Origin of the sequence: Paracoccus litorisediminis (genome assembly GCF_009711205.1) — a bacterium.
Taxonomy (GTDB): Bacteria; Pseudomonadota; Alphaproteobacteria; order Rhodobacterales; family Rhodobacteraceae; genus Paracoccus; species Paracoccus litorisediminis.
Genome location: NZ_WMIG01000001.1, coordinates 212,311 through 223,947, shown reverse-complemented (window position 1 = coordinate 223,947; position 11,637 = coordinate 212,311). Strand labels below are relative to the sequence as shown.

Sequence of the window (11,637 nt, the reverse complement as noted above, 5' to 3'; positions counted from 1 at the left end):
ATGAGCGACGCGACACTTCACGACGCCCGGCTCTCGGCCTGTCCCGCCTGCGACGCGGCCCCGCTCGCGCAGCGCATCGCTGGACAGGGCGGGGCCGAAGACATCATCCTGTCCCTGCCGACCATCCATTGCGCGACCTGCATTTCCGATGTCGAGCGTGCGCTTCTGGCCCATCCCGGCGTGCGCGAGGCGCGGGTGAACCTGACCCTGCGCCGCGTGACCGTAGACGCGCCCGGCCTTGCTGCGCCGGAGCTGATTCCCGTGGTCGAGGCCGTGGGCTATGAGGCGCATGAGCTGGACCCCGCAGCGCTGAGCGCGTCCGCCGCCGACCGGCAGGGCCGCGACATCCTGATGCGGATCGGCGTGTCGGGCTTTGCGATGATGAACATCATGATCCTGTCCGTCGCCGTCTGGTCGGGTGCGGCGGATGCCACCCGCGATCTGTTCCATTTCATCTCGGGCGCGATCGCGCTGCCGACGGTGGCCTTTGCCGGGCAGCCGTTTTTCTCCAGCGCGGCGCGGTCGCTTCGGGCGGGGCGGCTGGGGATGGATGTGCCGATTTCGTTGGCGCTGATCCTTGCCAGCGCGATTTCGGTCTTTGAAACGCTGCATTCCGGTCATCACGCCTATTTCGACGCGGCGGTGATGCTGTGCTTCTTCCTGCTGGTCGGGCGCTATCTGGATTACCGCACCCGCGCCGTGGCCCGTTCCGCCGCCGAAGAGCTGACTGCGCTGGAAGTGCCCCGCGCCTTTCGCCTGACCGCAAGCGGGGATGAGCCCGTCCCCGTTTCGGAACTAATCCCCGGTGACCTTATCCGCCTGCGTCCCGGTGCCCGCGTTCCCGCCGATGGCGAGATCATCGAAGGCGCCAGCGAGATCGACCGCGCCCTGCTGACCGGCGAAAGCATCCCGGTTCCCGCCGCGCCCGGTATGGCGCTGTCCGCCGGAGAGGTGAACCTGACCGGGCAATTGATCCTGCGCGTGACGGCGGCGGGACGGGACAGTTCACTGGCCCGGCTGACGCAACTGGTCGCGGCGGCGGAATCGGCGCGGGGGCGCTATACCTCGCTGGCCGAGCGGGCCTCGCGGCTTTATTCGCCCATGGTGCATCTGCTGGCCTTTGCCAGCTTCCTAGGCTGGTATCTGGCGACCCATGACCTGCGCCGCGCGGTGAATATCGCGGCGGCGGTGTTGATCATCACCTGCCCCTGCGCGCTGGGGCTGGCGGTCCCGGCGGTGTTGACGGCGGCCTCGGGGCGGCTGTTCCGGCGCGGACTGCTGATCAAGGACGGGACGGCGCTGGAACGTTTGGCCGAGGTCGATACCGTCGTTTTCGACAAGACCGGGACCCTGACCATGGGCGTGCCGCAACTGGTCTCGCTTGATCCGCTGCCGATGGAGCAGCGCCCCATGGCCTTGGCGCTGGCGCAGGCCTCGTCGCATCCGCTGGCGCAGGCTTTGGCGCAGGCGCTGATTGCGGTGGGAACGGTGCCCGCCGTGCTGGGCGATGTTCGGGAGCAGCCGGGCAATGGCGTCTTGGCCATGCTGGGGGACGCTCAGGTCCGTCTGGGTCGTGCGGAATGGCTGGGGGCCAGTCATGGCGATGCCACCATGTCCGCAACATGGTTCCAGTTTGCGGACACGCCCGCAACCCGTCTGGATTTCGTCGATCGCCTGCGCCCCGGAGCCGAGGAGGCCGTTACGCAAATTCTGGCCAGCGGTCGTCGCGTGGTGTTGCTGTCGGGCGATGCCGAACCAGTGGTGCGCGATCTGGCCGGGCGGCTTGGCATCGCGGAATGGCAGGCCGGTGTTTCGCCCATGGCCAAGGCCGACCGGGTCGGCGCCTTGGCGGATGAGGGATGCCATGTGCTGATGGTGGGCGATGGGCTGAACGATACGGCCGCGCTCAGCATGGCGCATGTCTCGCTGTCGCCCGCTTCGGCGCTGGATGCGGCGCGGACGGCTTCGGACATGGTGATGCTCGGGAATGACCTGAGCCCGGTGCCCGAGGCATTGATGGTTGCCCGCAAGGCCCGCGCGCGTATCAAGGAGAATTTCTCGATCTCGGTCCTTTACAATATCGTCGCCGTGCCCTTCGCGATTGCGGGCTTTGCCACGCCGCTGATGGCGGCGCTGGCCATGTCGCTCAGCTCGATCAGCGTCACGCTGAACGCGCTGCGGTTGCGCTGAAAGGAGGATGACATGGAAATCCTCGTGATCCTGATTCCCGTGTCGCTGGGGCTGGGTGCGGTAGGGCTTGCGGCCTTTGTCTGGGCGCTGCGCGGCAGGCAATTCGAAGATCCCAAGGGGGATGCCGAACGCATCCTCAGTAAGGATTGGGACGACCGGCCAAAGCCGTAATAAGAAACCGCCCGGCATGAACCGGGCGGTAAAGTCTACTGCGCTAATTGCCTCGGGAACGGTTAAGGTCCGATTACCGTGCAGTTCTGCTGTCGCGCAGCAAGGCGGCCGCAGGCGAGTTCGGCCATGTCCTTGGACATGCCGAGGAAGTTCGCCTCGTATCCTCGTTTGGTGGTATCGACGCGGCTGGCGGCATTGCCCAGCGACGCGCTTTCCTGCAGGGCGGCGCGCTGCAGCAATTTCTGCGCCTCGGCCTCCGAGCGGTAAAGACCCAGCGAAACGCCATAGCCCGTATTGCCGCTGGTACGACGGCTCAGCGTCTGGGTCGCCTTGGTCTGGACCGAGTCGCTGTCGTCGCGGGCAGCAAGGATGATTTCTTCGCCGGTTTCGGCCTGTGCCTGCTCACCCTCTGGCCCAACCTCTGGCTCGATCGCCGGGGCGGGCAGGGGGCTGAGCATGAACAATGAGGCCGCGCCGGGCTGCGCAAGGCTGGCGGATTCGTCGCGGCGCGGTGCAGCCACCGGGCGCGGAGTGATCGGGGTCACGTCGGCCGGCATGTCACCCTCGGGGCGGCTGCTCGGGCGCGGCGAGGCGACCGAGAGATCATCCGACCCCTTGGTCGAGGCCGAGGCCACCGGCGGCAAAGGCTTGCGCGTCGGGCGCGAGTCCGTCCCGGAAGCGCCTGCCTGACGCGAGGCAGCCTGTGCCTTGGCAACGGCCGCCGAAATCGCCTTGGGTGTCACGATGGCCACGGTCGAGGCGCGGGCCACTGGACGGTCCCCGTCCACGACCGTGACCGGCTCGGATGCCGGTGCCGAGACTGGCGTCGGCTCGATCCGCGCGACCTGAACGCGACGGGTCACTTTCTTTTCGACCATCAGATCGGGGGCGGCGGGCTTGACCTCACCGACCGAGCGAGGGGCGCTGCCGAAGCCTGCGTCCAGCAATTGCGCCATCACCTGATTGCGATGCGCGGTCGAATTGCCGCCCAGAACGGTCGCGATGATGCGTTTGGAACCGCGCTTGGCCGAGGCGGTCAGGTTGAAGCCGGCAGCGCGGGTATAGCCCGTCTTGATGCCGTCCGCGCCCTCATAGCTGTCAAGGAAGCGCTTGTTCGTGCTGGAGACGGTGGCGATCCCCGCATCCGCCGAACGGCGCGAGAAGATCGAGTAATATTGCGGGAAATCATAGAACAGGCGGCGGCCCAGCAGGCTCATGTCGCGCGCGGTCGAGTAATGCCCTTCGACGGTCAGGCCGTTGGCGTTGCGGAAGTTCGAATTCCGCATCCCCAGCGCCTTGGCCATCGCGGTCATCTGCGCGGCGAACTTCGGCTCGGACCCGGCGAGGTTTTCGCCGATCGTCGTCGCAGCGTCATTGGCCGATTTCACCGCAGCCGCGCGGATCAGGTAGCGCAGCTCGATTTTCTGTCCCGGCTTCAGCCCCAGACGCGACGGCGGCTGGTTCGCGGCATGGCTGGACACGGTGAATTTGGAATCCAGCCGGACCTGTCCACGCTCAATGGCGGTAAACGCCATGTACAGCGTCATCATCTTGGTCAGAGAGGCCGGATGCAGGCGCGTGTCCGCATTCTGGGCGTAGATTTCCTTGCCGGTTCGCGCATCCATGACGAATGCCGCGAAAGGTGCCGCGGCAACAGCCATGGGCAGCGCCCACGCCAAAAGGATCATCAGTCCGAGTCGGACCTGTTTGGTGATTCTGCTCACTGTCCCGGTCTCTTCTGCCTCTGAGGCTCGGTCAAAACATGCCGAGCCTTCGTTAATATTCAGACAATATCACGGCTTCATTGTTGAGAAAACCGTAACCTTGCGTGGATTCCCCGGCTTTTTCTTCGCTTTTGCCCTGAATGCCATTGTGAACGGGGGCTTACATCGGATCAGAAAAATCCTATATTCGGTGCTTGATCCGATCCTACCCCATTGCAGCCGAAGTGACAGATCCGTTCATGACCAATCACCCCCATGACCGTGAGGATGTCGATCTTGCGGTCAAGACCAAGCCGCGCACGCAGCGCCCTCCGATGTACAAGGTCCTGCTTTTGAACGATGACTTCACCCCGATGGAGTTCGTCGTTCATGTGCTGGAGCGGCTGTTCAATATGACACATGCTCAAGCGATCGAGATCATGTTGACCGTCCACCGCAAGGGTGTGGCGGTTGTGGGCGTCTTCTCGCATGAGATCGCCGAAACCAAGGTGGCGCAGGTCATGGAACTTGCCCGCCGTCAGCAGCATCCGCTGCAATGCACCATGGAAAAAGAGTAACACGTGGCAGGTTCCCGACTGGAGCTCGTGTTTGGCGGTACGCCGCCAGAGGGTCGTCTGTTGCTGATCGGCGCAGATGCCCAGAGCGATCTGAATCATTTTGACCCGGCGCGGACGCAGATCGTCCAGCGCCAGTTTCCCGATTTCGCGGCGCTGAAGGGGCAGGGCTTTGCCCCCGTCACCGAGGCGCAGGGCGAATTCGACGCGGCGGTGGTCTTTCTGCCCCGCGCCCGGGCCGAGGCGCGGGCGCGTCTGGCCACGGTGGCGGCGCATGTGCCGCCCGGTGCCTCTGTCTGGATCGACGGGCAAAAGACCGATGGCGTCGATTCCGTGCTGAAGGAATTGCGCGGGATGGCCCCCGTCGATGAGGTGCAATCGCGTGCCCACGGCAAGATCTTCCGCCTGACCCTGCCGCAGCCCGGCTGGCTGCCCGAGGATTGGGCCGCCCGCGACCATATCGCAGCCGAAGGTTTCGTGACCCGTCCGGGCGTGTTCTCGGCCGATGCGCCCGATCCGGCATCCGTGGCTTTGGCCGCGCATCTGCCCGACAAACTGCCAAGCCGCATCGTCGATCTGGGCGCGGGCTGGGGCTGGCTGTCTGCGCAGATCCTGAAGCGCCCCGGCGTCGGCACCCTGCATCTGGTCGAGGCCGATGCTGTGGCGCTGGATTGCGCGCGCCGTAATATCACCGACCCGCGGGCGCAGTTCCACTGGGCCGATGCGCTGGATTTCCGCCTGCCCGAGCCGGTGAACGGCGTCGTCATGAACCCGCCCTTCCACGAAGGGCGTGCTGCCAATCCCAAACTGGGCGAAGGCTTCATCCGCGCCGCTGCCGGTCTGCTGACCGGGGCCGGGCGGCTGTGGATGGTGGCGAACCGCCACCTGCCTTACGAACAGACCCTGCGTCAGGTCTTTGCCGATGTGGCCGAGATCGGCGGCGATTCCCGCTTCAAGATCCTGACCGCCACCGGCGCGCAGCGTCCGGGCAAGGCCAAACCCATGTCGAAGGGCCGCCGAAGATGAGCCTCTCTGTCCAGGGCAAGACTGCGATTGTGACCGGCGCCGCGCGCGGTCTGGGGCTGGCGATTGCACGCCATCTGGCCGAGGCCGGCGCCAATGTCATGGTTGCCGACAGCGACGAAGCCGCACTTGATGCCGAACTGGGCGAGGAACTGAAATCCGACGGTCCGTTCCGCGGCTTTGCCGGCGATCTGGGGCAGAAATTGACCTTGGCCAATCTGGTTTCGGCCACCATCGACGCCTTTGACCGCATCGACATTCTGGTGAACGCCCATCGCGCGGTGCAGCCCTGCGACCCGCTGGCCGTCAGCGACGAACTGATGGGCGACATGATGCGCGAGAACATGATCTCGGGGCTGAAACTGTCGCAGATGGTGGCGAAGCGCATGGTCGCGCAGGCCGAGGCCGAGGACAATCCGGAAGCCTTGCAGAATGGCGCGATCATCAACCTGACCTCGCTGGCCGCCGATCGCCCGCAGCCGCAGATGCTGGCCTATTCCATTGCCAGCGCCGCGCAGGCACAGGCGACGCGCTCATTGGCGATGGCGCTGGCTCCGAAGCGGATCAGGGTGAACGGCGTAGCCTTTGGCTCGATAATGTCGAACCAGTTGCAGCTGAACCTGCGCGAAGACCCGTCCCTGCGCGACCGGCTGATCGCGGCGACGCCGCTGGGCCGGATCGCGGGCGCTGATGAGTTGGGACCGGTCGTGCAGTTCCTGGCCAGCGAAGGCGCGGCCTTCATCACCGGGCAGATCATCCGTGTCGATGGCGGGCGCAGCATTGGCGACCCGCTGGGGCCGCACGCTTTCTAGCCCTTTTCCTCGGGATAGGCGGCCTTGCAGGCCTCGACCGCACGCCTGGCCGAGGTCGACAGCTCGGCCTTGCGCGCTGCCAGATTGTCGCGCTTGCGGGTCTCGGCGGCGGGGTCGATGGCGACGCGGTAGCGTTCGGTATCGGTCACGTCGCGCAGGCAGGTGCGATAGCCGACATGGCGATCTCCGTCGCGGTCATAGACGACAAAGGGGCAATTGTCCCATTCGGTCCGGGTGACCTGCCGTTCCTCCCAGGCGTAACCGCGGGCAAGGTTTCCCTCGACCTCGGCCAGAAGCCGCGAGACGCTTCTGTATTCGCTGGTGTTCCGGCCGATGCAGCGTTCCTGCGGCGTGCCGCAGGCGGTCAGGATCAGCACGGGCAACAAGCCAAGCACGAGGTTGCGGGACATGGTCGCGATCTCTAGTTGTTTCACCCAAGGATATGGCCGGTTCGTCGTCCCGGCAATTCACGAATGCAGGGTAACGGAATGAAGATGCAGGCAGAACGGGAAATGGCGGCGGCGTGGTTCCGCGAACTGCGCGACCGGATCGTCGCGGCTTTCGAGGCGCTTGAGGATCAGGGTCCGGGGGATCAGCCCGCGGGTCGGTTCGAGCTGCGCGAGACGCGCCGCGCCGAGGGCGGTGGCGGCGGGCTGATGTCGGTCATGCGCGAGGGCCGGGTATTCGAGAAGGTCGGCGTGAACTGGTCGGCGGTGCATGGAGAACTTTCGGACGCCGCCCGCAAGTCGATGGCGGCGCGCGGTGTGCCGGGGATTGACAGCGACCCGCGCTTCTGGGCCTCGGGGATCAGCCTTGTCGCGCATATGCGCAACCCGCACGCGCCTGCTGTCCATATGAACACGCGGATGTTCTGGACCCCCGGCGCGTGGTGGTTCGGGGGTGGAACTGACCTGAACCCTTGCCTTGAAATAACTGAAGATACAGCACATTTCCACGATACCTTACGCGCGGCATGTGCGCCGCACGGGGTGGATTACTACGACCGTTTCAAGGCTTGGGCGGATGAGTATTTCTATATCCCGCATCGCGGCCGCGCGCGCGGCGTCGGCGGGATCTTCTATGACGATCTGAACAGCGGTGACTGGCAGGCCGACTTCGCCTTTACCAAGGCGGTGGGCGAGGCGTTCCTGCCCGCCTTCCTGCCCTTGGCCGAGCGCCGCATGAGCCAGCCCTGGACAGATGCCGACCGAGAGGCGCAGCTGATCCATCGCGGTCTCTATGCCGAATACAATCTGGTCTATGATCGGGGAACGAAATTCGGCCTTGCCACCGGGCATGATGCCGATGCCGTGCTGATGAGCCTGCCACCCATGGCCAAGTGGGTGTGAAACAGCCGCCGCGCCTGAAAGGGCGCGGCAGTCCGGTCAGTCGGCCTGCTTGACGATGCGGGCCGGGTTGCCGGCCACGGTTGCGCCAGCGGGCACGTCATGGGTGACGACTGCACCCGCGCCGATGATCGCACCATCGCCGATGGTGATGCCCGGCAGGATGATGGCGCCGCCACCGACCCAGACATCGTCGCCAATGGTGATCGGCGCGCCATATTCGATGCCACGACGGCGTTTGTCGGGATCGCGCGGGTGGTCGGGGGTCAGAAGCTGGACCATCGGCCCGAACTGACAGCGCGCACCGATGCGGATTTCGCAGACATCCAGAAAGACGCAGCCGAAATTCACGAAGCAATCGGTGCCGAAATGGATGTGCTTGCCATAATCGACCGAGAAGGGGGCGCGGATCACCGCCCCGTTCCAGCTGCCCAGCAGTTGGGTCAGGGTGCGGGCCCGCGTCTTGTCCCCGACAATCGTCTGGTTGTAGTCGCGCATCAGGCCCTGGGCCGTCTTGCGCATCGACACAAGTTCTCCGTCGCCGGGCTCATAGGGGTGGCCGGCCAGCATGTCCTCGCGCGCGGTCAAATGAAGCCAAGCTCCAGCCGGGCTTCATCGGACATCATGTCCATACCCCATTGCGGCTGAAAGGTCATCTCGACATCGACCTGCTTGACGCCGGGCAGAGGCTCGACGGCATCGGCGACCCAGCCGGGCATCTCGCCCGCGACCGGACAGGCGGGGGCGGTCAGCGTCATGATGATGCGGACCGCGTTTTCGGCGTTGATGTCGATGGTGTAGATCAGCCCGAGGTCAAAGATATTGACCGGGATTTCCGGGTCGTAGACCGTCTTGCAGGCCTCGACCACGCTGTCATAAAGCGGGTGCTCGGTCGTCGAAGGGGCGATCAGCGGATCGCCTTCCTTGAGAATCTCGGAAGTCATGCGGCACGTCCTGTCAAAGCTTACGGATTATATAGGTCTCCGTGCCGCCTTGGTCCAGTGCGCAAGCCGCGATGATCAGAAGCGGAAATTCAACCGCCGCGCGATGCCCAGATTGATCTCGGGCTGGTTGCGGTCGCGGACGATGGGGCTGTCGCCCGCATCGTTGAGCAATCGCCCATAGGTGATCTTGCCCAGGATCGAGGTCTTGGGCGTCAGGCTGTAGCGCGCCTCAAGGCCGATATTGGCGGCATAGATCCCGCCCGACGGGTCATATTCGCGGAAATTGCTGGCCGCCGATTCGTCGGCGGTCACGCCGAAATAGGTGTCGGTGAAGCTGTCATCGCCCAATTGCAGCTCGGCGGTGGTCCACAGCGTCAGCTTGTCGTTGATGATGAAGCGGTACTTCGTCCCGATTTCGCCCACCAGACCGTCATGGCCGCCAATGCCGACGCGCATTGCACCATAGCTGGTCGCATCGCCATCGACATAGTTCACGCGCAGACCGACCTCGGCCGTCCAGTCGATATTGTCGAGACCGTGCAGTTCCTTGTGGTCGCCATCCTTGCGGGTGCCGATATAGCCGAACGACGGGATCAGAGAGAAACCCTGCTTTTCCTCACCGGTTTCGGTGCCCAGCGTCAGGTTGCGCATGGTGCCCCACGGACCCAGCTCGGTCTCGTCATCGCCGAAATAGCCCGGACCGTAGCTGATCCCGGCACCGACATCGAAGGATGCCTCGCTGATGTCGTTGATCCATTGTGCGCTGGCAGGCGCGGCAAGGGTCGAGGCAGTCATAAGGGCAATCGCAAACAGGCAGCGCATCATCGGTTCCGGGAACTAGGTGGCGCAAGCTATTGACGAAACCTTACCCCGCCCTCAACCCGTGAACAGATGGGGGCGGGTGAAATTTTTCGAGTGTGGCTTTCAGGTTCGCTCGGCTTCCTCAAGTCGCTCCAGCGCCTGCACCCACAGGCTTTCGGCGCGCTGCATGGCATCGACGGCCTCAGCGTGCTTGCGACCGAACTGCTTGGCCCGAAGCGAATTCTCATAGGTCGCGGGGTCAGCGAGAATCGCATCAAGCTTTTTCGTCATCTCGGTCAGCTTCTCGATGCGCTCTTCGGCGTTGCGGACCTCGGCGCGCAGTTCAAGAACCTTGTCGCGCGAGGGCCGCTTGGGCGCGGGCTTTTCCACAACCTTGACCATCGACTTCTCGTCGCCCGCCAGCAGCATCTGACGATAATCGTCCAGATCGCCCTGCCACGGCTCGACATCGCCCTGATCGACCAGCCAGAGACGGTCGGCGACCAGACTCAGCAGGTGCATGTCGTGGCTGACCAGAACCACGGCCCCGGTGTAATCGTTCAGCGCTTCGGTCAGGGCCTCGCGAGATTCGATATCCAGGTGGTTCGTCGGTTCGTCGAGGATCAACAGATGCGGCGCGTCGATGGTCGCCAGCAGCAGGGACAGACGCGCCTTTTGACCGCCCGAAAGCTGGCCGACCTTGGTCGACGCCTGCGCCTCCATCAGGCCAAAACCGGCAAGGCGTGCCCGCAACCGGGGTGGAGCCTCATTTGGCCGCAAACGACGGACATGCTCAAGCGGCGTCTCGAGCAGATCAAGCTCATCGACCTGATGCTGGGCGAAGTAGCCGATGCGCAGCTTGCCCGAGCGGGCGATCTTGCCCGCGAGCGGTTCAAGCCGCTCGGCGAGCAGCTTTGACAGCGTCGATTTGCCCTGACCGTTCCGACCCAGTAAGGCGATTCGGTCGTCCTGATCGATCCGCAGATCGAGCTTGCGCAGAACCGGGCGGCCATCATAGCCGACGGCCAGATCCTCCATCGAGATAATGGGCGGCGAAAGCTGGTCGGGCTGGGGGAAGGTAAAGCGGTGGAACTTGGCTTCTTCCGGCGCGGTGATCGGTTCCATCTTGGCCAGCATCTTGATCCGGGCCTGCGCCTGAACGGCCTTGCTGGCCTTGGCACGGAAGCGGTCGACGAAGCTTTGCAGATGCGCGCGACGGGCGTCCTGTTTTTTGGCCTCGGCGGCTTGCAGGGCGCGCTTTTCGGCGCGGGTGCGGGCAAAGGTGTCGTAGCCGCCGGTATAAAGCGTCAGCTTGCGCTCTTCGACATGCAGGATGTGGCCCACGGCGCGGTTCAGCAGGTCACGGTCATGGCTGATCACGATGACGGTATGCGGATAGCGTTGCAGATAGCTTTCCAGCCACAGCGCGCCTTCAAGGTCCAGATAGTTGGTCGGTTCGTCGAGCAGCAGCAGATCGGGCTGCGAGAACAGCACCCCCGCCAGCGCCATGCGCATTCGCCAACCGCCCGAGTAATCGCTGGTCGGGCGGGCCTGATCCTCGGTCGAGAAGCCAAGCCCCTTCAGGATCGCGGCGGCGCGTCCTTCGGCGGACCATGCATCGATATCGGCAAGGCGGGCATGGATTTCGCCGATGCGGATCGGGTCGGTCGCATGCTCGGATTCGGCCATCAGGCTGGCGCGTTCGGTGTCTGCGGCCAGCACCGTGTCCAGCACGCTGATATCGGTCCCTGCGGCCTCTTGCGCGACGCCGCCGATGCGCGCCCGCGTGGGCAGGCTGATCGCGCCGGCATCCAGCGACAACTCGCCCCTGATCAGCTTGAACAGCGTGGTCTTGCCGGCGCCGTTCGGGCCGACAAGGCCGACCTTGTGGCCATAGGGAATGGAAGCCGAGGCCTGCTCGAACAGCGGCCGACCGGCAATGGAATAGTTGATGTCATCAATGCGCAGCATTCGCACGGCATGGAGCAAGGCGCGGCGGGCGTCAATGCCACGCCCGCTTTTCATCGCAGGCCGCGCGTGTTAACCGGGCGCGGATTTCAGGGCCGTCCGGC

Annotated in this window: 12 protein-coding genes; 6 read left to right on the top strand and 6 right to left on the bottom strand. The window is 64.7% G+C overall.

Annotated features, from left to right (window positions below; all coding sequences use genetic code 11):
- A complete protein-coding gene (locus GL300_RS01145; RefSeq protein WP_155037745.1) occupies positions 1-2,190 on the top strand; it encodes a heavy metal translocating P-type ATPase in 2,190 nt (729 codons plus the stop codon).
- Positions 2,191-2,202: 12 nt separating this feature from the next.
- Positions 2,203-2,361, top strand: coding sequence for a cbb3-type cytochrome oxidase assembly protein CcoS (gene ccoS / locus GL300_RS01140; RefSeq protein WP_155037744.1), 159 nt, complete (start codon positions 2,203-2,205; stop codon positions 2,359-2,361).
- 62 nt (positions 2,362-2,423) lie between these two features.
- Here the strand turns inward: ccoS and GL300_RS01135 are convergent, their stop codons facing one another.
- Positions 2,424-4,022, bottom strand: coding sequence for a D-alanyl-D-alanine carboxypeptidase family protein (locus tag GL300_RS01135; protein WP_155037743.1), 1,599 nt, complete (start codon positions 4,020-4,022; stop codon positions 2,424-2,426).
- A gap of 302 nt (positions 4,023-4,324) precedes the next feature.
- Here GL300_RS01135 and clpS point away from each other — a divergent pair, with 302 nt between their 5' ends.
- Genes clpS through GL300_RS01120 form a run of 3 tightly spaced genes read left to right on the top strand, consistent with a single transcriptional unit; the run spans position 4,325 to position 6,474 of the window.
- Entirely contained in the window at positions 4,325-4,642 is a 318-nt protein-coding gene (clpS, locus tag GL300_RS01130) for an ATP-dependent Clp protease adapter ClpS (protein WP_155037742.1), read from the top strand.
- Positions 4,643-4,645: 3 nt separating this feature from the next.
- Entirely contained in the window at positions 4,646-5,665 is a 1,020-nt protein-coding gene (locus GL300_RS01125; protein ID WP_343042875.1) for a class I SAM-dependent methyltransferase, read from the top strand.
- Positions 5,662-6,474, top strand: a complete 813-nt coding sequence (locus GL300_RS01120; RefSeq protein WP_155037741.1) for an SDR family NAD(P)-dependent oxidoreductase — start codon at positions 5,662-5,664, stop codon at positions 6,472-6,474. The genes GL300_RS01125 and GL300_RS01120 overlap by 4 nt, the downstream gene beginning before the upstream one ends.
- Here the strand turns inward: GL300_RS01120 and GL300_RS01115 are convergent.
- Positions 6,471-6,884 (bottom strand): hypothetical protein, encoded by a 414-nt coding sequence (locus GL300_RS01115; RefSeq protein WP_155037740.1) that lies wholly within the window; start codon positions 6,882-6,884, stop codon positions 6,471-6,473. The genes GL300_RS01120 and GL300_RS01115 overlap by 4 nt on opposite strands.
- Positions 6,885-6,962: 78 nt before the next feature.
- Between GL300_RS01115 and hemF the strand changes: the two genes are divergently transcribed.
- Entirely contained in the window at positions 6,963-7,823 is an 861-nt protein-coding gene (gene hemF, locus GL300_RS01110; protein ID WP_155037739.1) for an oxygen-dependent coproporphyrinogen oxidase, read from the top strand.
- 36 nt (positions 7,824-7,859) lie between these two features.
- Here the strand turns inward: hemF and GL300_RS01105 are convergent, their stop codons facing one another.
- The 4 genes from GL300_RS01105 to abc-f all read right to left on the bottom strand — a co-directional run bounded on the left by GL300_RS01105 (position 7,860) and on the right by abc-f (position 11,536).
- Positions 7,860-8,408, bottom strand: a complete 549-nt coding sequence (locus tag GL300_RS01105) for a sugar O-acetyltransferase (protein WP_281353086.1) — start codon at positions 8,406-8,408, stop codon at positions 7,860-7,862.
- Positions 8,405-8,764 carry an SUF system Fe-S cluster assembly protein gene (locus GL300_RS01100; protein WP_155037738.1) on the bottom strand — a complete coding sequence of 120 codons (360 nt, stop codon included), beginning with the start codon at positions 8,762-8,764 and terminating at the stop codon, positions 8,405-8,407. The genes GL300_RS01105 and GL300_RS01100 overlap by 4 nt, the downstream gene beginning before the upstream one ends.
- Before the next feature lie 75 nt (positions 8,765-8,839).
- Positions 8,840-9,586 (bottom strand): MipA/OmpV family protein, encoded by a 747-nt coding sequence (locus GL300_RS01095; RefSeq protein ID WP_155037737.1) that lies wholly within the window; start codon positions 9,584-9,586, stop codon positions 8,840-8,842.
- Between the two features lie 102 nt (positions 9,587-9,688).
- On the bottom strand, positions 9,689-11,536 hold the full coding sequence (gene abc-f, locus GL300_RS01090; protein WP_155037736.1) for a ribosomal protection-like ABC-F family protein: 1,848 nt from the start codon (positions 11,534-11,536) through the stop codon (positions 9,689-9,691).
- Between the last annotated feature and the right edge of the window lie 101 nt (positions 11,537-11,637).